This window comes from Nonomuraea monospora (assembly GCF_039531895.1).
In the GTDB taxonomy this organism is placed as follows: domain Bacteria; phylum Actinomycetota; class Actinomycetes; order Streptosporangiales; family Streptosporangiaceae; genus Nonomuraea; species Nonomuraea monospora.
This window is the reverse complement of record NZ_BAAAQX010000001.1, coordinates 681,014-705,955: the sequence shown is the minus strand read 5'-3', so window position 1 is coordinate 705,955 and position 24,942 is coordinate 681,014. Positions and strand designations below refer to the sequence as shown.

The following is a 24,942-nucleotide window of genomic DNA, read 5'->3' as shown; positions in this document are numbered from 1 at the left end:
AGCTAGTACGTCGATTCGCGCAGCAGCGTCGCCGCGATGCGCCCGGCCCTGGCCGACAGCGCCATGATGGTCAGCGTCGGGTTCTGCCACCCGGCGGACGGGAAGCAGGCACCATCGGTCACGAAGACGTTCAGGCAGTCCCAGCAGCGGTTCTCGGAGCTGAGCACCGAAGTACCTGGAGACGATCCCATCCGGGCGGTCCCCAACTCGTGTACATTCAGCCCCGGTGCCGTGAGGCTGGCCGCGATGGCCGTGATCCGGAGTCCGACGACGGTCGCCGCATGCTCCACAGCGGCACGCATCGCCTCATACTGCCGCTTCTCGTGCGACCCGTAGCGGCACTCGATGACCGGGACGGGCACTCCCCACTTGTCCCGCCGCTCGCTCAGCGTGACCCGGTTCCCCCAGTACGGCAGCACTTCGCCCTGCGCCGAAAAGAAGCCCAGCGGCGCACCAGAGCCGGCCTCGGTACGCCGTTGCAGATTGGCCCAGATCCCGAACGGCCGCACGTTGTCCTGCTCGCGGGTCGGCGGCGGCACCAACAGGCCGCTCTGCCGGAACGAGGGATCGTAGCCAGACACCGGCGGGTAGCTGTCCAGGATGCCATCGGCGTACAGCACCGGGTGATCCATCAGACCGCGGCCCAGCCATCCGCTGGAGTTCCCGAGCCCGTCCGGGTGCCGGTCGCCACGGCTGTTCAACATCAGCCTGGCGGTTTCGATCGTCCCGCAGCACAGGAACACGACCCGGCCACGGGCGTGCCGCACTGTCCTGGTCCGGGTATCGACGTACCGGATGCCGGTCGCAAGGCCGGTCTGGGCATCGGTGGTCACCTGTGTGGCGACCGAGTCGGTACGGACCCGCAGCAGCCCGGTCCGGATGGCCGCCGCGAGCGCGGTCGCCTGCATGGTGTGACCTGGCCACTCTCCCTGCCGGGGCATGTCCGGGATGTAGCGGACCGGCACCGGGCGGGTGCCCGTCGCGCGGTAGCCGAGCTGGAAGTCCTGCTCGGCTGGGGTCAGCGGCCCGCCGCGGGTCCGGAAGGAACTGTCCGGCAGCCGCGCCATCCCCTCGGCCGTCCCGCACAGGCCCATCATCTCCTCGACCGCACGGTAGGCGCCGGTCAGGTCGCGGTAGCGCAGCGGCCAGCGCAGCTCGCAGCCATCCAGGTCAGCGGCGTCAAGCTCGTGCGGTGACAGCCGGAGCGCGGTGCCGCCCCAGGTCAGCGAGCGGCCGCCGACCTGCATACCCCGGATCCAGTAGAACGGCAGCCCGGCCGGCGTCTCGTACGGGTGCTCGCCGTCATCGACGAACAGGTGCGGGCCACGTTCGAGGAACGCCGGATGCTCGTGCTGGATCCGCTGGGACTGCCAGTCCCCCGGCCCGCTGCTGATGCCGTCCCGGCGGTGATTCCTGACCGGGATGTCACCTGGAGTCAGCAGCGGCCCGGCTTCCAGGAGCAGCGTGCGGAACCCGGCCTCGGTCAGCTCCTTGGCGGCCCAGGAGCCGGCGAACCCAGAGCCGACGATCACCGCGTCGAACGTGCCCGGTTCACGCATCGCCTGTCCTGTCGATCAGCCTCAGCCGCGCCATATGGCGACGGAGCTTGCCGAAGGCGGCCGGCAGCACGTCGAAGGCGTCCGGCCCGGCGAGCAGCGCCGGATGCTGCAGCGTCATGATCTCCCTGTGCGCGCGCTCAGCCTCCGGGTAGGCATCGGGCGCGGGCCGCTGGGACGGACCGCCGCCGGTGAATCGCCGCTTCGTGCGCGGCCTGTAGAGCGGATGCCGATACAGCGGCGGATAGGCCGGCTGCCATGGCAGGCCCGTCTCCGCGTGCAGCGCCCGGCAGAGCGTCGCGGCGCTGACTCCGTCGAAACCGTCCGGGTCGATGCGCAGCGCGTAGCGGTAGTAGGTGCGCTCGGTCACCCCGTCCAGGGCGCTGACCGGAGTCGCTCCCGGCACCGCGCTGATCACCTCATCCAGTACCGCCGCTCTCTTGGCGCGGCGGTCGTTCTGCTCGGACAGCAGATCGAGCTGCGCATCGAGCAGTGCCGCGCACACCTGCGCCATGCAGTAATTGGTCCCGGAGACCGACCCATCGAAGAGCAGGTCGCTCTCGCCGTCAACCGTGTGCGCCCGGGGCCGCCGGCCGTCTGACCGTAACTGGTAGAGCCGGTCATAGAGCTCAGGGTTCTGGCAGACCGCGGCTCCGCCTTCCCCCGAGGTCAGCAGTTTCTGTTCCTGCATACTGAAGGTGCCGACGGCCCCCCAAGTACCGGCCCGGCGCCCCCGCCAGCTCGCCCCGTGGGCATGGGAGCAGTCTTCGATGACCGGTATCCCGAGAGATTTCCCGATCGCCGTGATCGCATCCAGGTCGGCCACCGAGCTGAACAGGTGTACGACCACGATGGCCCGGGTGCGCTCTGTTATCGCCGCCTCGATCGCGGTGGCGGAGATGCACAGCGTTGCCGGGTCAATGTCGGCCATGACTGGCGTGGCATTCACGGCGAGCACCGATGTGGCGTTCGCGACCCAGGTCAGAGCCGGAATGATGACCTCATCGCCAGCACCGACATCGAGTGCTTCCAGAGCGATCACCAGCGCTGCGCTGCCGTTATTGACGGGCACGCAGTGCGGCGCGCCAAGGAATTGCCCGAACCGCCGGGCGAAGCATTCCTCCGCCGACGGCCCGCCGCGCCGGACACCGGGCAGGGACCAGCGGCCCGATTCGAGCACCGCAGCCACAGCGGCGAGCGCCCGGGGTGCGAGCTGGGGCCACGACGGCACAGTGGCGTTACCGACAGGCCGCCCTCCCTCGATGGCAAGCCTCCTCGTCGAGCGCCGGTCGGCACTCATGAGTACACCCCCAACCGGAGCACGGGGTGTACGGCGTTCACCCCGATGCGGTCGCGTTCATGCGCGGCCCGCAGCCGATCGATCTTCAGATCCTGGGGCCAGATCCGATCCGCGGGAGTCTCCGGCTGCTGCGTTGCCACCCACTCTGCGCCGATAGCGCTTGTCGCAGCATAAATTCCGCCGTGGTCAGCATAGAATCTCTCTTCATACCTCATACGGCATTTCCCTATCCACGATGTCGCACGGGTTCACTCGGCACCCAGTATTTACCTGCACAGCACAGGCGACTTTCGTCGTACTGTACCCCGGGTTCCGCAGAAGCGTCTTTAGAAAGGCACACGGATCAGCCTCGACGACGCAGACCGTATTCGTCATGGCTGAATTGATCGATGTGGCGGAAATTTTCGCCTGGTTGTCCAACTCGGTTCGGCGTACGGGGTTCGGTTTCGTGTTGGTGCAGAGTCCGCGGTTCGGCTCGCGCCAACGGCAGGTCGCGCGGGCCCATCGCTTTGTTGCAGCGCACCCCGTCCTCGACCTCGGCATGATCACGGTGGACGGCATCGATCAACTGCATGTGGTCCGCATGCTGGTCACCCTAGCGCCATCGCCACCGCGAGTTACACGAGCACGATGCCCCGATCCCGTACCGGCACACCCATCAATCAAGATCCAAGCCGGTCGTGGCTTTCTGCACCAGGCGATCGCCATCGTCGCAGGTCAGTTATTTTCGAAATTGCAGAGATCCGTGATTGCCACAGATCAACAATTTTGAGACTGGTTTAAAACGAACACCAGCCGCCCGCGCCAACCTGTTGACCGCACGGGTCCGTAAAAGTACAGTGCCCGCGTGACGACACGCACATGTTTTGTCATCATCAGCGACCGGTCCGATGAATATTTCCTCGACCTGATACGCCGACTCCAACATTTCTGCCCGGAATCGGATATCGCCTGGTACAATTCAGGATCACGGCGCCGGACCCTGGAAGGCACGCTCGCGATACCGCTCTCGCGTCCACTCATGTATCGGAAGATCATGCCGGCCTACTTCGACATATTCGAATGGGCGGCGGGCCAGGACTACGATCATGTGATAACCGTCGAGACCGACATGGTCTTCATCAAACCGGGATTCACCCGGTTCATCGCGGAGCAGATGAAAGATGCCGACTACCTCGCTCCCGGACTGCGGCGCAACATCCCAGCCAGCTCCCAGTGGCCCGCCTACCTCAGCCTGAAGCCGGAGCTGCCCGAGCTGTTGTCGATCCTGGGCATGACACACACCAACCGCAGTTTCAGTCCAGGCCAGGTATTCGGCCGCGATTACCTCCGCGCCGTCGTGACCAGCGATATCTATCCGGCGCTGCGCGGTTTCGTCGAACGCAACCAGCGAGCCGGCCACTCGTACTCGCTGCAAGAACTGCTCCTACCCACCCTGGCCGATCGGTTCGGACTGACCGCCCGGTCCTACCCGGATGCCATATCCCTCTTCAACCGGTACCGGCCGTTCCAGACGGCGCAGGACCTCGCGCTCGCGCTGGATCACCCGAGCGCGTTCTTCCTGCACCCGGTCGCCCGGACTCCCGATGACCAGGTGCGCGCGCTCGTCCGAGAACCGCGCGCACCTCATGCAGTACTTACCGAGGCAGTGAGCGAGGGCAAGGACTTGAGCAGCGGCTTCATGCGCGGGCACGACCTGCGCGGCACTGATCTGGCGGGAGCGGACTTGCGCGAGGCCGCCCTCAACGGGGCCTCGATCGTCGAGGCCGACCTGCGCCAGGCGAATCTGAGCATGGCGTTCCTGGACGGCGCGTGCCTGAAATCGGCCCTGCTGACCGAGGCCATCCTCAGCGGTGCGTGCCTACGCGGCGCCGACCTGCGCGAAGTGAACCTGCGCGGAGCGTTCCTGAACGGTGCTGACCTGTGCGGCGCCTTTCTCGGCGACGCCGACCTGACCGGAGCGGACCTGCGTGAGGCGACCCTGGCCGGCGCCGACCTGCGCGAAGCCGACGTAGGCGGCGCGGACCTACGCGGCGCCAGCCTGCAGGGGGCGCTGCTGAGCGCGGTGACCTGGACGGAAACCACCGCATGGCCCAGCCGCTACCTCGAGCGCATCCGGTCCTCGTCCCGGCAGGTCGCCGCCGGCCGCTTCCTGATCGCCGACAGCGTCGCTGCGGCCTCCGGCATCCGGCTCGACGACCGGCCGATCAACGAGCCCCACTGGTACCCGCCCGAAGAGACATGATGGAACCGGTCGTCATCACCGGCTTCGGGGCGGTCACGCCCGTCGGCATCGGCCGGGAGATCACCTGGCAGAACCTGATCGAGGGGAACTCGGGTGTCGGCCCGATCACCGCCTTTGATGCCAGCGGCCTGGCGGTGCGGATCGCCGCCGAGGTCCGGGGCTTCGACCCGGCCGACTACCTGGACCGCAAGCGGGTACGCCGTACCGCGCGGTTCACCCAGTTCGCGGTGGCCGCCGCACGTGAAGCGGTGGCCGACGCGCACCTGGACATCGGTGATGGACGGGACACCGGAATAGTGATCAACAGCGCCGTCGCCGGGTTCGACACCATCGAGGCCGCGACCAGACGGCTGCTGGCTGATCGCCCGCTGAGCCCCAGCTTCGTCCCGTCCTCGCTGAACAACATGCCCGCTTGCGAGGTCGCCATCGACCTCGGCGTGCACGGTCCCGTGCACGCCGGAGCGTACGCCTGTGCCAGCGGCAGCGAGGCGCTGCTGCGGGCCAGGCAGCTCATCCTGGCAGGCGAGGCTGAGGTGGTGATCGCCGGCGGGACGGACGCGGGGATCACGCCGGTGACCTTCGCCGGCCTGATTCCGTCCGGCGCACTGTCCCGGCGCAATGACTGCCCGGCCCGCGCCTGCCGCCCGTTCGACGCCGGACGCGACGGCTTCGTCTACGGCGAGGGTGCCGTCATCGCGATCGTGGAATCGGCCGGGCACGCCGCCAGGCGCGGCGTCAAAGCGTACGCCGAACTGCGGGCGGGGGCGCTCACCGCCGATGCCTTCCACATCACCGCGCCCGACCCTGCGGGCCGGCACGCCGCCGAGGCGATCCGGCTGGCGGTCCGGCGATCGGGCATCGACCCGGCCAGTCTCGACTTCATCTGCGCGCACGCCACGGGCACGGTCGCCGGGGACCGCGCCGAGGCGTCCGCCATCCGCCAGGCCCTCGGGTGCACCGCCGGCCAGATCGCCGTCTCCAGCCCCAAATCAGTGACTGGCCACCTGATCGGCGCTGCCGGCGCGCTGTCAGCCATGGTCTGCGCGCTCGCTATCAGGGACGGCATCGTGCCGCCTACCGTTAACCTGACCGCACCCGATCCTGACTGCGGCCTGGACCACGTGGCGAACGTGGCGCGGAGGCTGCCGGTACGCACGGCGCTGACCACCGCCTTCGGGTTCGGCGGCCAGAACTGCGTCACAGTGCTGGCCGCCATCTGAGCCCCGCGCCGAGCCCCGCGTTGCCCCCGCGCAGCCTTGTCGCGGCCGGCGGCGTCGCCGACGTGACCGTCAGCACGTTCAGCCGGCGCACCAGCACACAGCACTCGCGCACCCGGCAGCAGCGGTGTGTGTAGCGGGGCGAAAGAACCGCACTCACGAGGCGTCCTTTGACCTGGGCGGCTGGAAGCGTCGACGAACGGCTTCACCTGAGTCGTACGGGCAGGGCCGCCAGGCCGTGCATCAGGCTGTTGCGGCGCCAACGGAGCTGATCAGGCGGGACTGCGAGCGCCAGGTTCGGGAAGCGGTCAAGCAGTGCTGAGAGTGCGACCTCGCCCTCCATCCGGGCCAGCGGAGCGCCGATGCAGTAGTGGATCCCGTACCCGAAGGCGATGTGCCCGGTAGCCTCCCTGCCCAGGTCGAGCAGGTCCGGTTCCGGGAATCGGTCCGGGTCCCTGTTACCGGAGCTGATCGCGATGAACACCCACTCGCCCGCCGGGATCACCACATCCCCGATGGGCAGGTCCTCAAGGGTGAACCGGTCGCTGGAATGGCTCACCGGGTTCACGAACCGGAGCAGTTCCTCCACCGCCGCCGGAATCAGCGCCGGGGTCTTGCGCAACTTGGCCAGTTCCTCGGGGTTGGTCAGCAGCGCCAGTGTGCCGGAGGCGATCAGGTTGACGGTGGTGTCGAACCCGGCCATCACGAGCTGGAAGGCCAAGGAGAGAATCTCGGCGCTGGTCAGTCCCTCACCCGCGTCTCCTTCGCCGTCATCACGGACGCTTGCCAGGACGGAGAGCACATCATCAGCGGGGACGGCGCGCTTAGCGGCGAGCAGGTCAGTGAACAGGGCCGCCAGTTCCCTGGTCACCCGGTTGGCCTCACCCGGATCGTCGTAAGCCGCCAGAGCGGCCAGGATCATGCCCCGGCCCTCCGGTGGGATGCCCAGCAGCTCACCGAGGACGGTGAGCGGGAGCTGGCTGGCGAAGGCGGGGAGCAGGTCAATGACATCGCTCGGCACGGCTGACATCTGGTCCAGCAGGTCAGCGGCGATCTCTTCGGTGCGGGTCCGCAGCCGCGCGACGTTGCGCGGCATGAGCGCCTTCTGCACCAGGCGGCGCATCCGGGAGTGCACCGGCGGGTCGTTGTGCAGCAGGTGCGCATGGACGCCGCCCGCGTCCTCGCTCGGCCAGGACCTGGAGCCGCCTGGCCAGCGCCGGACATCATTCGCCAGCCGCCGGTCGGTCAGGGCCGCCCGCGCGTCCGCATAGCGGGTGATGATCCAGGCCCGCCTGCCGTCCAGCATTCGCACCGGGGTGACCGGCTGCGATTCCCGGAATTGCGCGAAGAAATTCGCCGGAGACTGGAAATAGGATTCTTGATCAAGAGATATCAGCGGTAATGCGTCCGTCATGTATCGCACGATAATTTGACGGGCTCTGCACCGCCAGGGAAATTCAATTGCCAGCGCGGACGGAAGGATCACCTATCATGCCGGGAACCGGATTTGATTTCAAAGATGCGGGTGTGGTCATCACCGGTGGTGGCGGCGGTATCGGAGCAGCGCTGGCCCGCCGGTTCGCGGCGGCGGGCGCGCGGGTTGTGGTCGCAGACACCCATGGCAGCGCGGCCCGCGAGATCGCCGGCCAGATCGGGGGCATCGCGGTCGCCGCGGACGCCGCCAGCGAAGCCGGGGTCCGGGGGCTGATCGCCACGGCCACTGACGCACTCGGCGCCATCGACCTGTACTGCGCCAACGCCGGCGTCGCGCCGGAAGGCGGCCCGGAAGCCCTCGAGGCTGCCTGGGCCAGCGCTTGGGAGGTCAACGTGATGGCGCACGTCCGGGCCGCCGGACTGCTCCTGCCCGCCTGGCTGGAACGCGGACGCGGCCGGTTCCTGGCCACCGCCTCCGCCGCCGGGCTGCTCACCATGCTCGGCTCAGCGCCCTACACGGTCACCAAGCACGGGGCGCTCGCCTTCGCGGAATGGCTCGCCGCCACCTACGCCCACCGGGGCATCACCGTGCAGGCCCTTTGCCCCCAGGGAGTGCACACCAACATGCTGGCCGGCGCGGGCCGGAGAGTGCGCGCCCTGGTGAACCCGACCGCCATCAGCCCTGAGCAGGTCGCGGACACCGTCTTCGAGGCCATGGCCGACGGCCGGTTCCTCATCCTGACCCACCCGGAGACCGCCGGCCTCTACCAGGCCAGGGCCGCCGACACCGGCCGCTGGATCGCCGGGATGAACTACCTCCAGCGCAAGACCGAGTTGTTTTAAAACGTATCTCGCCGCGCAGAAGACGCGAGACGACCTGGCCAGCCCTCAACTTCTGAACCACCAGCTCAGAGGCTTCCTGGACAGCTGTCCGGGGCCCTTGGATCGATGGATGTCGCCGATCTCGGCCACGATGACGGCGGCCAGGACCGAGCCGACCTCGTCGCAGGCTTGGATCACGTGGTAGCTGCCACGGATAGCGAGCAGGGTGCGGTCACCGGGTCCGAAGATGTCGGCCGTGTTCGGCGATGCCCCGTTGGCGTCCCACCGGGCGGTGCGCAGCAGCCGCGCTGACGGTGCAGGTCCATTCCGGCGATCTGTTGTCCGTCGTACCCTGTCCTCATCAGAGCCTCCCCTGTCCGTGGGGACGGGTGGTGAGACCCGAGTGTCCGTCCGCGGACCGGGTGTCGTCACGGGGAGCGGAGGCTCCGCTCCTTCATCGCGTCAACGTGCACTCTGACGGCTACCCGGACCGGACGTGCACGGGCAAGCGACGACGAGCGTACGCAACCGATCGTCAACCATTCGTCAGATCAACCACCGATCACGCCTAGACGCACAGGAGAGACACCATGGCGTCGACGCCCTTCGACGAGGCCGACTTCCGCACCTGGCTCACCGAGCGCCTGGCCAGACACCTGAAACGGGAGCCGTCCGCCATCGACGCAGATACCCCGCTGGCCGACTACGGCCTCGACTCGCTGTACGCGCTGGCGATCGTCGATGAGATCGAGAACTACCTCGATATCGCCATCGACGCGACCATGATGTGGGACTACCCGTCCGTCTCGGCGCTGTCCTCAGCGCTGGCCACGAAGCTGGCCATGAGCTGATGACGGCACCGGACGCGCATGCGGATGCGCCGCTGGCGATGCGGCGCGACCCCCGCCAGCCATTGTGTCCGGCTCCTGACCTGCTGGCGGTCGACGCGGCGGGCGGCATCACCGAGATCTCCATGCCGGTCCCCACGCCCGGAGCCGGACGGACCTGGCTGGTCACCCGGTACGACGATGTGCGTGCCGTACTCGGGAACCCCATGTCGTTCAGCAATGTCCTGCGGCTGCCCGAAGGCGGGCCTGGCGGAACCATCTCCCCCACCGGCCAGGGATCGCTGCCCGGGCTCGACCCGCCGCTGCACACCCGGCTACGCCGACTGGTCTCCGCCGAGTTCAGCGCGCGCCGGGTCGCGGCCCTGCGCCCAGCGGTCGAGGCCGCCACAGCGGACGCGCTGGCCGCGATCGGCGGCCAGGACCGTGCTGATCTCGTCGCCACCGTCGCCCAGCCGATCCCGGCGGTGGTCATCGCCGAACTGCTCGGCGTGCCGCCGACCGATCGCGGCGAATTCTGCCGACGCAGCGCGGTGGCCCTCGACACCCGGCTGCCCGCTCTGACGCGGGCCGACAACAGGGCCGAGATGCTGGCCTACATGCTGCGGCTCGTCACCGAGTTGCGCGACGACCCAGGTACCGGGCTGCTCGGGGCGCTGATCACCCGCCACGGCGCGGACATGAGCGACGCCGAGCTGGTCGCGACCGGCAACATGCTGTTGCTGGCCGGCCACGAGACGACCGCCGGCCTCATCGCGCAGAGCCTGCTGTTCCTGCTTGGGCAGCCGGCGCTGCGCGAGCAGGTGCTGCACGACGAGCAATCATTGACGCGTGGTGTGGAAGAGCTGCTACGGTACCTGACTGTTTTTCACTTCTCCTTCCCGCGCACCGCAGTGTTCCGGACGACCATCGCAGGGACCGTGATCGAAGCCGGTGACCGGGTGCTGTGCTCGATCCCCGTCGCCAACTGGGACCAGCGCCGGTATCACGACGCCGGGCAGTTCCGGCCGCTGCGCGAGGCGGCACCGCACCTCGCCTTCGGGCACGGCATCCACTACTGCCTGGGCGCGCCGCTGGCGCGACTGGAGATGTACACCGTCCTGCCGGCGTTCTTCGCGGCCTTCCCGGCGGCCGGGATCGACCCCCAAGCCGACATCCGCTACCGCCACGGCTCTCTGGCCTTCGGCCTGGACGCGCTCGAAGCCCTGCTGCGATGATCCGGCCGCGCCCGGCGCCTGCTCCCCCGCCCGACAGAACGAGGTGGATCCCGACATGCACACCAGCTTTTCGTCCGCCGTGTTCATGGCCGCACCCTGCCCGATCCCGTTCATCGGCTGCTCACACCGCTCCGGGACGCTGAGCTGGGCGCAGGAACACGTCTGGGGGTGGATCGGACCGGGCCTGGAACAGGGCCGGAGCCTGAACTACGACCTCTGCTTCAGCGTGCCCGTCCCGGCGGACACCACTGTGGCGGAATTCCTGGCCGCGATCGCCGCCCTGGTGCATCGGCACGAGACGCTGCGGACCAGGTTCCGCCGCACCGGCGATGGCCCGCTGCGCCAGGAGGTAGCCGGCCACGGCTCGGTGGATGTCGTCCGGTACCAGTTTCACGCCGGCCAGGTCACCCCTGGCCTGGCTCCCGCTGGGGAGGATCCCCGCAGCGCACTGCTCCGGAGGCTGACCGGCGCCGGCATGCTCGATATCGTGAACGGTTTCCCGTTCCGCGTGGGCTTCGTGGCCGACGCTGAAATCGTGACCCACGCGGCGTTCGCCATATCGCTGATCGTCGCGGACGCGGCTGCCTGCGACAACGTCGTCTCGGAATTCGCCGCGGCTCTCGGGAGGATCAGGAGCGGCGCGACCGCACCGCCAGGACCCGTCTTCCACCAGCTTGACCAGGTCTCGTGGGAGGGTTCCGCCGACGGGCGCCGGGCCGAGCGACGGGCGCTGGAGTACTGGCGGGAGCAGATGCCGGCCATTGCCGCACTACCCCGCCCCGCCGTGCTGGACGGCGGGGCCATGCGTGCCGTCATCACTCCCGCTGAGCCCGTCCTGACCGCCGCCGAGCAGGTCGCGCCGGCATCAGGGACCAGCTCATCGGCAGTGATCCTCACCGCCTTCCTGCTGGCCACCGCGCAGGTCCTGCAGCTGGATCACCTCGGCTGCTACCTGCACTGCGCCAACAGGTCCGATCCGGGACGCCGGGACTCGGTCACCCGACTGAAGAGCATGACCGTCTACGGCTACTCCGGCGGCGGCCCTGACTTCCGGGCAGCGACGCGTGAGGTATTCAGAGGCTCGCTCACTGCATACCGCCACGCTCACTCCCCTGGCGGGCTGTTCCTCGACCGGCTCGGCGTGGCTGCACAGGAGGCGCCGTTCGTCCAGTTCAACGACGTGCGCCCGTTCGTCGCCGCGCCTGGTCCCGCTGAACCCGCCGTACAAGGAGCTACCGTGGGGCCGGCAAGTCCCGGCGAGCCCGCGATCACTGAGATCCCACCGGAGGACGCGCACAATCCGGTGGCCGTGCTCGCTCTCGGCGTCGGGCCGTTCGTCGGCGCGGGGTCGTTGGAGGGCGCGGGGAGCCCGATCCTGAGACTTGAGACGAATCTGCTGCGCATGGACGGGATCGCCCTCCTGCTGAAGCGCATGACCCGCATCCTGGCGGCGGCTGCCGCCTCATCCTCCGCTCCCGTGACGTCAGGGCCAGCCGAATGAAACTTGGCCTTGGCCTCGGCTACCTCGGGGCGGGCTTCGCCGCCAACGGCCTGGAGCTGGCGCGGGAGGCCGACCGGCTCGGCTACGACGTATGCTGGGCCGCCGAGTCCCACGGGTCCGATGCCGCGACCGTGCTGGCCTGGGTGGCGGCGCACACTGAACAGATCGGCATCGGGTCCTCGGTCTTCCAGATACCGGGCCGGACCCCCGCCATGACCGCGATGACTGCTGTCACTCTGGACACCCTGTCCGGCGGCCGGTTCCGGCTCGGCCTCGGCGTATCGGGGCCGCGGGTCAGCGAGGGGTGGCACGGCGTGCCCTGGGCGAAGCCGCTGGAACGCGCCCGTGACTACGTGTCCGTCGTGCGCACGGCGCTGCGGCAGGAGCCGCTTCCCTGCAACGGCGAGCCGCTGCGCCTCAGCCTCAGTCCCGTCCAGCAGCGCATCCCGGTGTATCTCGCGGCCATCGGGCCGCGCAGCCTGGCGCTGGCAGGGGAGATCGCTGACGGCTGGCTGGCCTCGTTCTTCTCCCCCGAGCACGCCGGCATCCTGTTCGGTGATATCGAGGCCGGCCGCGCGCGCCGCCCCGCCATGACGGATGGCGGGGCGGACCCGGCTCCGGACAGCTTCGATGTGGTGTCGATGACGCCGCTCGTCGTGGGTGACGATGTGGCGGCCTGCGCGGACGCCGTCCGCTGGTACGCCACCGTGTACTTGGGCGGGATGGGCGGGGCGGACAGCAATTACTACAACCAGCTGGCGTGCCGGATGGGTTTCACGACGGCTTCCGAGGTGCAGCGGCGATACCTGGCCGGCGACCTGTCGGGCGCCGCCGCCGCGGTCCCCGTCGAGTTCATCGACGCCACGTCCCTGCTGGGGCCGGTGCCACGCGTTGCCGCGCGGATGAAGGAGTTCGCGGCAGCGGGCGTCACCACCCTCACGGTCTCCCCCTTCGGCGGCGGTGCCGCCCGGCGCAAGGCGATGCTGGCGGCGGCGCTCACCGCGAAAACGCTGGCGGGCCTGTGACTTGCTCGCGGTCAGCCTCGATTCCCGGACAGGGGCCCAGCCCGAGCCGCTCATGGTACGGCGAAGGCCATGTCCGTCTGGCGGCGCGCCGGGCCCGTGACTGGTACCGACGGGCCGGCGAACGTGGCGACGCCGAGCCAGAGGAGCCTGCCGACCCTGATGCCGTTGGTCGCGGGCAGGAGACACCCGCGAAAAGCCAGGGTTCGTCCAGTTATGTGCCGCTCCAGGGATTCGAACCCTGAACCTCCGCCTCCTGAAGACGGCGCCTCTGCCAGTTGGGCCAGAGCGGCTTGGGCCCCGGGCTTGGCTGGCGTGGGCCGGCCCGGGGCGGGGGCGGGGTCCGGCCGGGGGGCGCCATTCCCGCCGGCCAGGCCGTAGCCCGCGGCCCTTTCCTTTCAGGGCCGTCGTCCGAGTGGCAGGATTCGAACCTGCGGTGCTCCTGCTCCCAAGGCAGGCGGGCTGACCAAACTGCCCCACACTCGGTTTCAAGAAAGAAGAAAGCCGCCTCGACGCGAATTCGAGACGGCTTTCCGGTGAACCCTGAAGCGGGTTAACCGGAAAGCCTTCGCCGCAGCTCAGGCAAGGCGGAAGAGGCGGGCGGCAGAACTAGGGTGAGCACTTCGCCGCCTTTCGGAAGGTACTCGCTGGACGATGTCCACGGTAAACCGATGATCGGGCCGCGTGCCACTCAATTAATCACCGGCCCCGACGCGGCTCTCCGGGGTTTCGACGCGGAAGCGGGGCAGCGAGTCAGGGTAGTTGTCGCGGACGAAATTGACCAGGAATTCGCGTACGTCGCACTTGAGGTCCCAGGACGACGGCGAGTCGGCGGCGCTCATCAGGGCGCGCAGTTCCACGAGACCGTTCGGCAGGACGTCGGTGACCTGGAGGGTCCAGTCCTTCTGGTCCCACAGCGGGTTGTTCTGGAGGAACTCGTACAGGGCGTCGCGGAGTTTCGGGACGGGGACGGACCAGTCGACGCGCAGCAGGCAGACGGCCAGGACGCGGCTGCCGTGGCGGGTCCAGTTCTCGAACGGGTTCTGGGTGAAGTAGGAGACGGGGAGTACGAGGCGGCGTTCGTCCCAGAGGCGCACGACCACGTACGTGAGGGTGAGCTCCTCGATTCGGCCCCATTCGTTCTCCACGACGACCACGTCGTCCAGGCGCAGCGCGTCGCTGAAGGCGAGTTGCAGGCCGGCGAGCATGTTGCCGATGGTGGGCTGGGCGGCGATGCCGACGATGGCGCCGGCGATGCCGGCCGAGGCGAGCAGTCCGGCGCCGAGGGCGCGGACCTGCGGGAAGGAGAAGAGCATGGCGCCGACCGCGATCACGATGATGATCGCGGCGGCGACGCGGCGGACGAGCGCGATCTGCGTCATGATCCGCCGCGCCCGCCGGTTGCGTTCGCCCTCGACCAGCACCAGCCGGTCGAGGATGACGTCCGTCAGCGCGTACGCCGCCTGCACGATCAGCCAGGTGACCGCGGCGATGCTGGCCAGGCCGAGCACCCGTTCGACGGTGCCGGCCGTGGCTTTCTCGCTCGCGGAGTCGCCGAACATGCCCGGCCCGAACACGAGGTTGAACGCCAGCACGGCGGCCACCGAGAAGGCCGGCCACGTGCAGTGTTCCACCAGATGCCGGGCCAGAGCCCATTTCCGGCCCACCTTGGTGAGTATTCGCCTGCTCACCTCCACCAGGAGGATGGCTCCCACCACCGAGATGACGAGGATCGGCCAGTCAGCCGGAGACTGCACGCGCTTGCCCCCCAAGTGTGTTAGAACGTCTCGTCAAAGGTCACATTTCCCTCAACTGCCACTTGATACGCGGAGACACGCCGTTCGAAGAAATTGGCCAGCTCCTGCACGTCCTGCAACTCCATGAACGCGAACGGGTTCGCGGAGCCGTAACGCCGCGGCAACCCCAGCCTGACCAGGCGTTGGTCGGCGACGTACTCGAGGTACTGGCGCATCTGGGCGACGCTCATGCCCCGCATCCCGTCACCGCAAAGATCTTCGGCGAAAGCCAGCTCGGCGGCCACCGCCTCCTCCAGCATCAGCGTCACCTGCTTGCTCAGCTCGTCGTCGAAGAGGGACGGCTCCTCGGCCCGCACGGTGTCGACCACGCTGAACGCGAACTCCATGTGCATGGACTCGTCGCGGAACACCCAGTTCGTGCCGGTGGCCAGGCCGCCGAGCAGGCCGCGGGAGCGGAACCAGTACACGTAGGCGAAGGCGCCGTAGAAGAACAGTCCCTCGATGCAGGCGGCGAAGCAGATCAGGTTGAGCAGGAACTGGCGCCGCTCGGCGGCGGTCTCCAGCCGCCGCAGGCTCTCGATGGAGTCGATCCACTTGAAGCAGAACTCGGCCTTGTCGCGGATCGACGGGATGTGCTCGATCGCGGCGAACGCCTTGACCCGCTCGTCCGGGTCGGGCAGGTACGTGTCGAGCAGCGTCAGGTAGAACTGCACGTGCACGGCCTCCTCGAAGAGCTGCCTGCTCAGGTACAGGCGCGCTTCGGGGGCGTTGACGTGCTGGTAGAGGTTGAGCACGAGGTTGTTGGCGACGATGGAGTCGCCGGTGGCGAAGAAGGCGACCAGCCGGTTGATCAGGTGCCGCTCCTGCGGCGTCATCCTGGCCAGGTCGGCGAGGTCGTTGTGCAGGTCCACCTCCTCGACGGTCCACGTGTTGCGGATCGCGGCGCGGTAGCGCTCGTAGAAGTCGGGGTAGCGCATGGGCCGGAGGGTGAGGTCCATTCCGGGGTCGAGCAGCATGAGGGAGGGGCTCCTTACTGGCAGGCTTCGCAGGTTTCCGGGTTCTCGAGTGAGCAGGCGACCGCTTCGACGGCGGCGACCGTGGTCTGGGCGATGCGGGTGGCGGGGCGGGAGCGCAGGTAGTACGTGGTCTTCAGGCCCTGCTTCCAGGCGTAGGCGTACATCGAGGAGAGCTTGCCGATGGTGGGGCTGGCCATGAAGAGGTTGAGTGACTGCGCCTGGTCGATGTACGGCTGGCGCGCGGCGGCCAGGTCGATGAGCGCCTTCTGCGGCAGCTCCCAGGCCGTGCGGTAGAGCAGCTTGAGGTCGTCGGGGATGCCGGGCACCGTCTGCACCGAGCCGTCGGCGCGCTTGAGGTCGTCGCGAAGCTGCTGCGTCCACAGCCCGCGGGCTTGCAGGTCGGCTACCAGGTAGCGGTTGACCTGCAAGAACTCGCCTGACAAAGTTTCGCGCTTGAACACGTTGGACACCTGCGGCTCGATGCACTCGTAGCAGCCGGCGATGGAGGCGATCGTGGCGGTGGGCGCGATGGCGATCATGAGGGAGTTGCGCAGGCCGGTGCGGGCGATCTTCTCGCGCAGCGCGTCCCAGCGGGGGGTCGAGGCGGTGTAGTGGTCGGGGTGCAGGACGCCGCCGGCCGCGCGGGTGTCGGCGTAGGAGGGGTGCCGGCCGCGCTCGGCCGCCAGGTCGGCCGAGGTGTCGTACGCCGCCAGCGCGATCTCCTCGGAGATCCTGGTGGACAGCTCCAGCGCCCGCGGCGAGTCGAACGGCAGCCGCAGCGCGAAGAACACGTCGGCCAGCCCCATCAGCCCGAGCCCGATGGGCCGCCAGCGCTTGTTGGCCGCCTCGGCCTCGGGCGTCGGGTAGAAGCCGAGGTCGATGGTGCGGTCGAGGAAGCGTACGGCGGTGCGCACGGTCCGCCGGAGCCGCTCCCAGTCGACCTCCCCCTCCGCCAGGTGGGCGGCCAGGTTGATCGAGCCGAGGTTGCAGACGGCGGTCTCGGCGTCGCTGGTGACCTCCAGGATCTCGGTGCAGAGGTTCGACAGGTGAATGACGTTCTCGGGGCGGGCGGTCTGGTTGGAGGTGCGGTTGGCGGCGTCCTTGAAGGTCATCCAGCCGTTGCCGGTCTGGGCGAGGGTGCGCATCATGCGGCCGTACAGGGTGCGCGCCGGGATCTGCCTGACCTGTCGCCCGGCGTCCTCGTATTCGCGATATCTCGCGGTGAAAGCCTCGCCGTACAGGTCGGTGAGGTCGGGCGTCTCCTTCGGGTCGAACAGCGACCACATCTCGTCGGCCTCGACCCGGCGCATGAACTCGTCGGGCACCCAGTTGGCCAGGTTGAGGTTGTGGGTGCGGCGGGCGTCCTCGCCGGTGTTGTCCCGCAGCTCCAGGAACTCCTCGATGTCGGCGTGCCAGGTCTCCAGGTAGACGCAGGCCGCGCCCTTGCGCCGGCCGCCCTGGTTGACGGCGGCCACGGACGAGTCGAGGGTGCGCAGCCAGGGCACGATGCCGTTGGAGTGGCCGTTCGTGCCCCTGATCAGGGAGCCGCGCGAGCGCACCCGGGTCCAGGAGATGCCGATGCCGCCGGCGTACTTGGACAGCCGGGCCACCTGCCCGTACCTGTCGTAGATCCCTTCGAGCTCGTCGCGCGGCGAGTCGAGCAGGAAGCACGACGAGAGCTGCGGGCGGCGCGCCCCGGAGTTGAACAGCGTGGGCGAGCTGGGCAGGTACGACAGCGTGGACATGAGCGTGTACAGCTCGGCGGCCTCGGCCACGCTCCGCGACAGCCCGCAGGCGACGCGCAGGAAGAAGTGCTGCGGGCGCTCCAGCACCTTGCGGGTCTCGGGGTGGCGCAGCAGGTAGCGGTCGTGGACGGTGCGCAGCCCGAAGTACTCGAACCGGTCGTCGGCCTGCTCCGAGACGAGCGCGTCCAGCTCGGCGGCGTGCGCGGCGACGAACGCGGCGAGCTCGTCCTGGATCAGCCCGGCCGCGTGGGTGGCCGCGATCGACTCGGAGAACGACCGCACGCCGTGCCCGGCGGCCTCGTCGGCGATCTCCTCGGCCAGCAGCCGCGCGGCGACCCGGGAGTTGGCCGGGTCGGCGATCACCCGCGCGGCGGCCTCCTCGATGGCCAGGCGGCGGTCGATCTCGACGATCTGAGTCACGTTCGCTCTCCTCATCCCCTGTGAGGGCATGCGAGAGCACGGCAGCACGAAGCCGCGGCGCGCTCCGGCCTGCCCTCGAGACCCTGAACACTGCACGCCGGGCAGCACCCGGCATACCGCTGGCAGGTCTTCGGGCTCGCGGGCACGCTCGATGGCACCTACTGGCCGTCGCTTCCCGGATCTCTCCAGTGCGTATGACGGCGGTCGTTCCCGCTCACCGCTGCGGGGCAGCCCCGGAATCGCACCGGGTTCCCTTTTGCTCCGCCTCCTGAGAGGCGAACCAGCGACGAGCAGGATCCTACATCTAGTGGCCGTTCCCGCAACTACCCCAGCATGTTGTGGCTTTGGTCGTGTCGAGCAGGCCGAGATCCCGCAGCACGGCGCGGGTGCGGGCGATCTCGGTGTCCAGCCAGCGGGCGAAGTCGTCGCCGGACAGCGGGATCGGCAGCCAGCCGGCGGCCAGGCAGGCCGCCTCCCACTCGCTGGAGGCGATCACCGCCTCGCACATGCGCACGGCCGACTCGCGGCTCTCGTCCGGCATGTCCTCGGGGCCGAACGCGGCCGTCCAGTCGGCGAAGTCCACCCGGACGCCGCACTCCAGCAGTGTCGGCACCTCGAGGTCGGGCACCCGCCTGGCGGAGGAGACGGCGAGCGCCCTGACCCGGCCGCGCCCGATGGCGGTGCGCCAGTCGGCCAGCGGGCCCGCGGCGGCCACCGCCTTGCCGGACAGGAGCGCGGAGGCGGCCTCGCCCAGCCTGGGGTAGCCGGTGTAGTCGACCCGCCTGCCGTCCGCGCCGATCGCCCTGGCGATCAGGCCGAACAGCAGGTGGTCGGGCTCGCCCTGCGGCCCGCCGGCCAGCAGGGCCTGGCCGGGGCTGGCAAGGAGGCGGGCGGCGAAGTCGTCGAAGTCGCGCAGCGGGGAGCGGTCGGGCACGACCACTACCTCGATCTGGCCGCTCAGCCTGGCGAGCGGGGTGCCGGTGTCGAGCAGGCTCTGGCCGTTGTTCAGCTCGGCGGCGGCGAGGGCGGGCAGGCCGCTGACGGTGATCGCGGCCCCGCCTCCGGCCGCCAGACCGCCTCCCGCCGGCCCCGCGCCTGAGGACGGGCTGCCGGTGATCGCGTGGCCGAGGGCCGCCGCGAAGCCCGCCGCGCGGGCCGCGTCGGCGAACGCCCGCCCGACGCGTGACCAGCGCTGCCCGGCCGCGTTGATCGAGAATCCGGTACGCAGTACGTTCGCCGCCCGTTCCGTGCCGCAACCGGCAGCGCAGGCGAAGGCGCCGAACCCGCAGGCGAGGAACCGCCGCCGGCGCATGTACTTCTCTCCCGAATCCCCCATTACTCTAGGTTATTAACCCAATACAAGAAGCTTACACCGGGGTCATGGTCATCAACCCGAATCGCTATTGTTTGCGATTTTTGGTGCTTTATCGGACTTTCTTCCCCACGCCCGCCATCAGCGACGACGGCAGCGACCAGTCCCCCACCAGCTTGGGCCGGTCAGGCCGCCAGTCCGTGGCCTGCACGAGCCCGGGCGGCTCCAGCGGCCAGTCCCCGAAGAACGCGCGGATCTGCCCCGGCGACCGGTCGGTCCCGCCCCGGCCGGACGAGCCGCGGAACCTGGCCCGCTCCTCGTCCTCCAGGTTCGCCATGGTCGTGGCGTGCGTGATCACCAGGTGGCTGCCGGGCGCGGCCCGCTCGCGCAGCACGGCCACCGCCCGTTGGGGGTCGGCCGAGTCGGGCAGGAAGTGCAGGATCGAGACCAGCAGCACCGCGATCGGCCGGTCGAGGTCGAGGTACTCCGCCGCCCCGGCCAGCACGTCCCCGGGATCGAGCAGGTCCGCCTGGACGAAACCGGCCCTGCCCGGCGAGTGCCGGAGCAGGGCCGTGGCGTGCGCGGCGACGACGGGGTCGTGGTCGACGTAGACGACCTTGGCCTCGGGCGCCACCTCGTGCGCGCTGCCTTGGGTGGGCAGCCCGCTGCCGAGGTCGAGGAACTGGTCGACCCCGGCGCGGGCGACGTACCGTACGGCACGCTGAAGGAAGGCCCGGTTCGCGCGGGCCAGCGGGACCGCCTCCGGGATCAGCTCGGCGAGCTGGTCGATGGCCTGGCGGTCGACCGCGAAGTTGTCCTTCCCGCCGAGCATGTAGTCGTACATGCGTGCGGGATGAGGCCTCTGGTGGTCGAACTGCCGCACAGTATCGAATTTATGTCGTATCCAGCCAGATAACACTACCTTGGGAAGATTGTGGCTGAATTAATGTCGGCTATTCGACCGTAACGCTCTTGGCTAGATTGCGCGGCTTGTCCACATCGCGGCCCAGCGCCACGGCCGCGTGGTACGCCAGGAGCTGGAGCGGGATCGTCAGCAGGATCGGGTCCAGCTCGATCTCGTTCCTGGGGATCACGATCACGTCGTCGGCCAGCTTGGCGTCCGGCTCGCGGTGCCCCACCATGAGCACCTGGCCGCCGCGGGCGCGGATCTCGCCGAGGGTGGTGAGGTTCTTGTCGAGCAGCTCGTCGTCGGGCACGATCGCCACCGTCGGCATGTCGGGGCCGATCAGCGCGAGCGGGCCGTGCTTGAGCTCGCTGGCCGGGTACGCCTCGGCGTGCACGTACGAGATCTCCTTGAGCTTCTGCGCGCCCTCGCGGGCCACCGGGTAGCCGCGCACCCGCCCGACGAACATCATGCTCGGGTGGTGGGCGTACTTCTTGGCCAGCTCAGCGATCTTGTCGCCCTGCTGCAGGATCTGCTCGATCTGGCCGGGCAGCCTGCGCAGGCCCTCCACGACGCGCCGCCCGTCGGCGGGCGACAGGTCGCGCACGCGCCCCAGGTGCAGCGCGAGCAGCGCGAACGCCATCGACGTCGAGGTGAACGCCTTGGTCGAGGCGACCGAGACCTCCGGCCCCGCGTGCAGGTAGATGCCGCCGTCCACCTCGCGGGCGATGGCGCTGCCCACGGCGTTGACGATGCCGATGACCCGGCCGCCCTTGCGCTTGAGCTCCTGCACGGCGGCGAGGGTGTCGTAGGTCTCGCCCGACTGGCTGATCGCGACGTAGAGGGTGTCGGGGTCCACGACGGGGTTGCGGTAGCGAAACTCGCTGGCCGGCTCGGCGTCGGCCGGGATGCGCGCCAGCTCCTCGATGAGCTGCGCGCCGATCTGGCCCGAGTAGTACGCCGACCCGCAGCCGATGATCTTCACCCGGCGGAAACCACGGGTCTCGCGGGCGTCCATGTTCAGGCCGCCGAGGTGGGCCACGTGGAAACGCTCGTCGAGGCGGCCGCTCATGGTGCGGGTGATCGTCTCAGGCTGCTCGGAGATCTCCTTGAGCAGATAGTGCTCGTAGCCGCCGGTGTCGTAGTGGCCGGCGTCCCAGTCGACGGTCAGCGGCTCCTTGGCCGTCTCGCGGGCGTCGCTGGCGAAGGTGTGGAAGCCGTCGGCCTTGAGCACGGCCAGCTCGCCGTCCTCCAGGTGCACCACCTGGCGGGTGTAGCGGACCAGCGCGGCCACGTCCGAGGCGGCGAACATCTCCTTCTCGCCGATGCCCAGCACGATCGGGCTGCCGTTGCGCGCCACGACCACCTCGCCGGGCCGCTCGGAGTCGATCACCGCGATGCCGTACGTGCCCACGATGCTCTTGAGCGTCTTCCTGACGGCCTCCTCCAGCGAGTCGTTCTCGTCGACCGCGGCGGCGATCAGGTGCGCCAGCACCTCGGTGTCGGTCTCGGACGCGAACGCCACGCCGTCGGCCTCCAGCTTGGCGCGCAGCTCGGCGGCGTTCTCGATGATGCCGTTGTGCACGACCGCGATGCGCTCGTCGGCGGACAGGTGCGGGTGCGCGTTGACGTCGCTCGGCACGCCGTGCGTCGCCCACCGGGTGTGCCCGATGCCGAGGCTGCCCTTGAACCTGACCGGCACCACCTTGGCCAGATCGGCCACCCGGCCCTTGACCTTGCGAACCTTCAGTCCCTTGTTCGACACCACGACCCCGGCCGAGTCATAGCCCCGGTACTCCAGCCGCTGCAGGCCCTCCAGAAGGATGGGCGCGGCGTCCTTGGGGCCCACATAGGCCACGATTCCGCACATCGAGGTCTCCTCTTATCCGTAAACGATCCTGCGTAGCTGCCGCAGGGACAGCTCTGGAGCCGCTACCCGCCGGCTCCGTAATTCGGCCGCGATCCGGGGAAAGGTCTCGTCATTGGTGAAGCCCTTGGACTTCAGCTCGCCGTGGCGGCGGCGGACGTACTCCTCGGTGGACTCCGAGAAGTACGACAGCACGTCGGCCACCACGCGGGCGGCCTCGCCGGGGCCGAGCGGGCTCGTCCTGGTGAGGTGCGCGATGAGATCTTCGTACGGATGCCGTGCCGTGGACACAGACGAGGACACTACGGCGCTGGAACGAGACACGCCAACATCCTGCCCGATATCGGGCAGGAAATGCTTCTAGGGGACGGCTGCGCGGCTTACTTGGATCCCGGCTCTCGCTCAGACGCCGGCTCTCACTCAGACGCCGACCCTTCGTTCAGACGCCACCTCTTGCCCGGCCGCCCGACTTGCTCAGGCGCCAGCAGGCGAAGGCTCCGGCGGCGAGGCCCAGGCACGTGAGCACCCCCGCCGGGCCCGCCGTCCCGGCCAGGTCGCCGCGGACCGCCGACTGCAGCATCGTCGTCGCCCAGTAGCCGGGCGAGACGGGCGCGACGGCCTGCGCCCAGGCGGGCATCAGCGCGTACGGCACCAGCGCCCCGCCCAGCGCGCTGACCGACAGGGCGGCGATGTTGCACAACGTGCTGAGCTCACCCTGGCTGCGCACCACGCCGGCGATGGCCGTACCCATGCAGAGCAGGGCGAAGCTCCACACCGTCACGGCCAGCGCGAGCGGCCAGACCGGCCCCGACAGACGCATGCCGACCGCCAGCACGCCGTAGACCAGCAGCACCGCCTGCTGGACGACGAGCACGGCGAAGACCGGCACGGCCTTGCCGATCATGACTTCGGGGATCGTGGCGCGGGTTGTGCGCAGGCGGTCCCAGGTGTGCCAGGTGCGTTCGGTGAGGGTGGCGGTGGCGACGTCGGCCATCGACAACACCGAGAACATCACCAGCAGGCCCGTCACCGCCTGGGCGGGCTCGCCGAGCATGCTCTTGAAGATCAGCATGAGCACCATGGGCATGATGAGGTAGCTGACGAAGTGGGCGGGGTCCCGGCGGCGGAGCAGCACGTTGTGGCTGGTCAACACGGCGATCCTGCGCACCGAGAGCAGGCGGCCTTTGGGCGGGCGCTCGTTGGGCGGGCGGTCGTTGGACGGGCGCTTGCTCTCACCGAATTCATGCGACACGGTCATGGGACAGCTCCCGATACAGGTCGTCGAGCGAAGGCCGTCGGATGTCGATCTCGCGTACCGGACGATCGAGGTCGCGCAGCAGGGCGGCCAGCGTCGCGGTCGGGTCGGTGGTGGCGACGGTGATGTCCCGGCCGCCCTCCACGCTCACCCGCACCTCCCCCGGCAGATCCTTCAGCAGGTCGGCGCCCGCACCCCGGGCGATCACCCGGCCGTTCGCGGCGACGGCGACGGTGGCGGCCAGCTCGGTCAGCTCCGGCAGGTAGTGGGTGCAGTAGACGACGGCCGCGCCGCGTTCCGCCCGCCGCCGCACGGCCGCCAGCAGCGCCTCGCGCGTCTCCGGGTCGGCGCCCGCCGTGGGCTCGTCGAGGAGCAGCACGCCGGGGTCGGCCAGCAGGGCGGTGGCGGCCTGCGTCCTGCGTTGCTGGCCGCCGGAGAGCACGCCCACCCGGCGGTCGAGCACGTCGGTGAGCGCCAGTTCCTCGGCCGTGCCCTCGACGGCGCGCACCAGGGCCTGTCCGCGCATCCCGGCCAGGCCGCCGAAGAGCCGCAGCGTCTCCCGTACGGTGACCGTGGGGTAGAGCGCGAGTTGCTGCGGCGCCATCCCGACCTCCCCCTCGACCCGCACGCGCCCGGCGTCCGGCGCGATCAGCCCGGCGGCGATCTCGAAGAACGTCGTCTTGCCCGCCCCGTTGTGCCCGACCAGCCCCGCGATCTCCCCGGACGCCACCCGCAACTCGAACCCGTCGAGCGCGGCCACCTCCCCGTACCGCTTGACCAGCCCTTCGGCCCTCAGCATGACCATCGCATCCTCCTCAGTCTACGACGTAGACTGCTCTACACTGTAGACTCGGCCCGTGCGGAAGCTCAAGACCTCCCGGCAGCCGGAAATCCTCGACGCCGCCCTCGCGATCGCCGACGAGCGCGGGCTCGACGCCCTGTCCATGCGGGCCGTCGCGGAGCGGATCGGCGTGACCCCCATGGCCCTCTACGGCTACTTCCGCAACAAGGACGAACTGCTCGACGGCCTGGTCGGACGCCTGCTCACCCAGCTCGCTCCGGCCGAGCCCGGCGGCTCGTGGCAGGATCGGCTGGCCTCCGTCGCGTGGGCGACGCGCCGGGTGGCCAAGGAACACCCCGCCGTCTTCCCGCTGCTGCTCTTCCGCGCCTCCGTCACGCCGGACGGGGTCCGGGTGGTGGACGCGATCTACCAGGCGCTGCTGGAGGCGGGGGTGCCCGAGCCGGAGGTGCCACGGATCGAGCGGCTGGTGAGCACGTTCGTGCTCGGGTTCGCGGTGTCCGAGGTGAACGGGCGCTTCTCCGGGGCGTCGAACGAGTCGCGGACGCGGCGCGGAGGGCCGGACGCGCCGGCGCATCGGGTTCTGGCGGAGCATCTGATGGTTGATGACTGGGATGCCGAGTTCGCTGCGGATCTGGCTGATCTCATGCGTATCATCCGACCCGTCTGACACATCCCTTTCCTGGGCATGGTTACGGTGAGTAGTCA

22 protein-coding genes, 2 tRNA genes and 1 riboswitch are annotated in these 24,942 nt (G+C 69.4%); of the genes, 9 read left to right on the top strand and 15 right to left on the bottom strand.

What is annotated here, in order from left to right; translation table 11 throughout:
• Window positions 1-2: 2 nt before the first annotated feature.
• Both ABD331_RS03230 and ABD331_RS03225 read right to left on the bottom strand, forming a co-directional pair.
• On the bottom strand, window positions 3-1,559 hold the full coding sequence (locus ABD331_RS03230) for a GMC oxidoreductase (RefSeq protein WP_344470689.1): 1,557 nt from the start codon (window positions 1,557-1,559) through the stop codon (window positions 3-5).
• On the bottom strand, window positions 1,552-2,856 hold the full coding sequence (locus ABD331_RS03225; RefSeq protein WP_344470688.1) for a DegT/DnrJ/EryC1/StrS aminotransferase family protein: 1,305 nt from the start codon (window positions 2,854-2,856) through the stop codon (window positions 1,552-1,554). Before ABD331_RS03225 ends, ABD331_RS03230 begins: the two co-directional genes overlap by 8 nt.
• 373 nt (window positions 2,857-3,229) lie before the next feature.
• On the opposite strand from ABD331_RS03225, the gene ABD331_RS03220 reads away from it, so the two are divergent.
• The 3 genes from ABD331_RS03220 (at window position 3,230) to ABD331_RS03210 (ending at window position 6,321) form a co-directional block, all read left to right on the top strand.
• Window positions 3,230-3,628: a hypothetical protein gene (locus tag ABD331_RS03220; RefSeq protein WP_344470687.1), complete on the top strand. Its 399-nt coding sequence runs from the start codon at window positions 3,230-3,232 to the stop codon at window positions 3,626-3,628.
• A 75-nt stretch (window positions 3,629-3,703) separates the two neighbouring features.
• A complete protein-coding gene (locus ABD331_RS03215; RefSeq protein WP_344470686.1) occupies window positions 3,704-5,101 on the top strand; it encodes a pentapeptide repeat-containing protein in 1,398 nt (465 codons plus the stop codon).
• Window positions 5,098-6,321, top strand: a complete 1,224-nt coding sequence (locus tag ABD331_RS03210) for a beta-ketoacyl-[acyl-carrier-protein] synthase family protein (RefSeq protein WP_344470685.1) — start codon at window positions 5,098-5,100, stop codon at window positions 6,319-6,321. Before ABD331_RS03215 ends, ABD331_RS03210 begins: the two co-directional genes overlap by 4 nt.
• Here the strand turns inward: ABD331_RS03210 and ABD331_RS03205 are convergent.
• Window positions 6,299-6,478: a hypothetical protein gene (locus ABD331_RS03205; RefSeq protein WP_344470684.1), complete on the bottom strand. Its 180-nt coding sequence runs from the start codon at window positions 6,476-6,478 to the stop codon at window positions 6,299-6,301. The two genes, ABD331_RS03210 and ABD331_RS03205, sit on opposite strands and share 23 nt — an antisense overlap.
• A 45-nt stretch (window positions 6,479-6,523) precedes the next feature.
• A complete protein-coding gene (locus ABD331_RS03200; RefSeq protein WP_344470683.1) occupies window positions 6,524-7,732 on the bottom strand; it encodes a cytochrome P450 family protein in 1,209 nt (402 codons plus the stop codon).
• Window positions 7,733-7,809: 77 nt separating this feature from the next.
• Here ABD331_RS03200 and ABD331_RS03195 point away from each other — a divergent pair, with 77 nt between their 5' ends.
• From ABD331_RS03195 to ABD331_RS03175, 5 genes are all read left to right on the top strand, one after another.
• Window positions 7,810-8,595, top strand: coding sequence for an SDR family NAD(P)-dependent oxidoreductase (locus ABD331_RS03195; protein WP_344470682.1), 786 nt, complete (start codon window positions 7,810-7,812; stop codon window positions 8,593-8,595).
• Window positions 8,596-9,164: 569 nt separating this feature from the next.
• A complete protein-coding gene (locus ABD331_RS03190; RefSeq protein WP_344470681.1) occupies window positions 9,165-9,425 on the top strand; it encodes an acyl carrier protein in 261 nt (86 codons plus the stop codon).
• Window positions 9,425-10,636 carry a cytochrome P450 gene (locus tag ABD331_RS03185; RefSeq protein WP_344470680.1) on the top strand — a complete coding sequence of 404 codons (1,212 nt, stop codon included), beginning with the start codon at window positions 9,425-9,427 and terminating at the stop codon, window positions 10,634-10,636. The genes ABD331_RS03190 and ABD331_RS03185 overlap by 1 nt, the downstream gene beginning before the upstream one ends.
• Window positions 10,637-10,691: 55 nt before the next feature.
• The gene (locus tag ABD331_RS03180; protein ID WP_344470679.1) at window positions 10,692-12,137 is read left to right on the top strand and encodes a condensation domain-containing protein; all 1,446 of its coding nucleotides are present in this window, start codon (window positions 10,692-10,694) and stop codon (window positions 12,135-12,137) included.
• A complete protein-coding gene (locus ABD331_RS03175) occupies window positions 12,134-13,162 on the top strand; it encodes an LLM class flavin-dependent oxidoreductase (RefSeq protein ID WP_344470678.1) in 1,029 nt (342 codons plus the stop codon). The genes ABD331_RS03180 and ABD331_RS03175 overlap by 4 nt, the downstream gene beginning before the upstream one ends.
• Window positions 13,163-13,378: 216 nt before the next feature.
• Here ABD331_RS03175 and ABD331_RS03170 read toward each other — a convergent pair.
• The 11 genes from ABD331_RS03170 to ABD331_RS03120 form a co-directional block, all read right to left on the bottom strand.
• Window positions 13,379-13,452 (bottom strand) — tRNA-Leu (locus ABD331_RS03170).
• Between the two features lie 117 nt (window positions 13,453-13,569).
• Window positions 13,570-13,645, bottom strand: a tRNA-Pro gene (locus ABD331_RS03165).
• Between the two features lie 209 nt (window positions 13,646-13,854).
• Window positions 13,855-14,916 (bottom strand): mechanosensitive ion channel family protein, encoded by a 1,062-nt coding sequence (locus tag ABD331_RS03160; protein WP_344470677.1) that lies wholly within the window; start codon window positions 14,914-14,916, stop codon window positions 13,855-13,857.
• Window positions 14,917-14,936: 20 nt separating this feature from the next.
• Window positions 14,937-15,932 carry a ribonucleotide-diphosphate reductase subunit beta gene (locus tag ABD331_RS03155; protein WP_344470676.1) on the bottom strand — a complete coding sequence of 332 codons (996 nt, stop codon included), beginning with the start codon at window positions 15,930-15,932 and terminating at the stop codon, window positions 14,937-14,939.
• A gap of 14 nt (window positions 15,933-15,946) precedes the next feature.
• Window positions 15,947-18,097, bottom strand: a complete 2,151-nt coding sequence (locus tag ABD331_RS03150; RefSeq protein ID WP_344470675.1) for a ribonucleoside-diphosphate reductase subunit alpha — start codon at window positions 18,095-18,097, stop codon at window positions 15,947-15,949.
• A 104-nt stretch (window positions 18,098-18,201) separates the two neighbouring features.
• Window positions 18,202-18,397, bottom strand: a riboswitch (cobalamin riboswitch).
• A 4-nt stretch (window positions 18,398-18,401) separates the two neighbouring features.
• Entirely contained in the window at window positions 18,402-19,433 is a 1,032-nt protein-coding gene (locus ABD331_RS03145) for a Bug family tripartite tricarboxylate transporter substrate binding protein (protein WP_344470674.1), read from the bottom strand.
• 88 nt (window positions 19,434-19,521) lie between these two features.
• Window positions 19,522-20,292: an SAM-dependent methyltransferase gene (locus tag ABD331_RS03140; protein WP_344470673.1), complete on the bottom strand. Its 771-nt coding sequence runs from the start codon at window positions 20,290-20,292 to the stop codon at window positions 19,522-19,524.
• A 70-nt stretch (window positions 20,293-20,362) separates the two neighbouring features.
• Complete coding sequence (glmS, locus tag ABD331_RS03135) at window positions 20,363-22,183, bottom strand: glutamine--fructose-6-phosphate transaminase (isomerizing) (protein ID WP_344470672.1); 1,821 nt, start codon at window positions 22,181-22,183, stop codon at window positions 20,363-20,365.
• Window positions 22,184-22,195: 12 nt separating this feature from the next.
• Window positions 22,196-22,471 carry a hypothetical protein gene (locus ABD331_RS03130; RefSeq protein WP_148433875.1) on the bottom strand — a complete coding sequence of 92 codons (276 nt, stop codon included), beginning with the start codon at window positions 22,469-22,471 and terminating at the stop codon, window positions 22,196-22,198.
• A gap of 148 nt (window positions 22,472-22,619) precedes the next feature.
• Window positions 22,620-23,438: an ABC transporter permease gene (locus tag ABD331_RS03125; protein ID WP_344470671.1), complete on the bottom strand. Its 819-nt coding sequence runs from the start codon at window positions 23,436-23,438 to the stop codon at window positions 22,620-22,622.
• Window positions 23,422-24,240 carry an ABC transporter ATP-binding protein gene (locus tag ABD331_RS03120; protein WP_344470669.1) on the bottom strand — a complete coding sequence of 273 codons (819 nt, stop codon included), beginning with the start codon at window positions 24,238-24,240 and terminating at the stop codon, window positions 23,422-23,424. The genes ABD331_RS03125 and ABD331_RS03120 overlap by 17 nt, the downstream gene beginning before the upstream one ends.
• A 52-nt stretch (window positions 24,241-24,292) precedes the next feature.
• Here ABD331_RS03120 and ABD331_RS03115 point away from each other — a divergent pair, with 52 nt between their 5' ends.
• Window positions 24,293-24,904 carry a TetR/AcrR family transcriptional regulator gene (locus ABD331_RS03115; protein WP_344470665.1) on the top strand — a complete coding sequence of 204 codons (612 nt, stop codon included), beginning with the start codon at window positions 24,293-24,295 and terminating at the stop codon, window positions 24,902-24,904.
• Window positions 24,905-24,942 lie beyond the last annotated feature (38 nt).

What these genes read in the sequence shown, in the direction of transcription:
- ABD331_RS03230 (WP_344470689.1), bottom strand. Translation starts at nt 1,559, where the DNA reads ATGCGTGAACCGGGCACGTTCGACGCGGTGATCGTCGGCTCTGGGTTC.
- ABD331_RS03225 (WP_344470688.1), bottom strand. Translation starts at nt 2,856, where the DNA reads ATGAGTGCCGACCGGCGCTCGACGAGGAGGCTTGCCATCGAGGGAGGG.
- ABD331_RS03220 (WP_344470687.1), top strand. Translation starts at nt 3,230, where the DNA reads ATGGCTGAATTGATCGATGTGGCGGAAATTTTCGCCTGGTTGTCCAAC.
- ABD331_RS03210 (WP_344470685.1), top strand. Translation starts at nt 5,098, where the DNA reads ATGATGGAACCGGTCGTCATCACCGGCTTCGGGGCGGTCACGCCCGTC.
- ABD331_RS03200 (WP_344470683.1), bottom strand. Translation starts at nt 7,732, where the DNA reads ATGACGGACGCATTACCGCTGATATCTCTTGATCAAGAATCCTATTTC.
- ABD331_RS03195 (WP_344470682.1), top strand. Translation starts at nt 7,810, where the DNA reads ATGCCGGGAACCGGATTTGATTTCAAAGATGCGGGTGTGGTCATCACC.
- ABD331_RS03190 (WP_344470681.1), top strand. Translation starts at nt 9,165, where the DNA reads ATGGCGTCGACGCCCTTCGACGAGGCCGACTTCCGCACCTGGCTCACC.
- ABD331_RS03185 (WP_344470680.1), top strand. Translation starts at nt 9,425, where the DNA reads ATGACGGCACCGGACGCGCATGCGGATGCGCCGCTGGCGATGCGGCGC.
- ABD331_RS03180 (WP_344470679.1), top strand. Translation starts at nt 10,692, where the DNA reads ATGCACACCAGCTTTTCGTCCGCCGTGTTCATGGCCGCACCCTGCCCG.
- ABD331_RS03175 (WP_344470678.1), top strand. Translation starts at nt 12,134, where the DNA reads ATGAAACTTGGCCTTGGCCTCGGCTACCTCGGGGCGGGCTTCGCCGCC.
- ABD331_RS03155 (WP_344470676.1), bottom strand. Translation starts at nt 15,932, where the DNA reads ATGCTGCTCGACCCCGGAATGGACCTCACCCTCCGGCCCATGCGCTAC.
- ABD331_RS03145 (WP_344470674.1), bottom strand. Translation starts at nt 19,433, where the DNA reads ATGGGGGATTCGGGAGAGAAGTACATGCGCCGGCGGCGGTTCCTCGCC.
- glmS (WP_344470672.1), bottom strand. Translation starts at nt 22,183, where the DNA reads ATGTGCGGAATCGTGGCCTATGTGGGCCCCAAGGACGCCGCGCCCATC.
- ABD331_RS03125 (WP_344470671.1), bottom strand. Translation starts at nt 23,438, where the DNA reads ATGACCGTGTCGCATGAATTCGGTGAGAGCAAGCGCCCGTCCAACGAC.
- ABD331_RS03120 (WP_344470669.1), bottom strand. Translation starts at nt 24,240, where the DNA reads ATGGTCATGCTGAGGGCCGAAGGGCTGGTCAAGCGGTACGGGGAGGTG.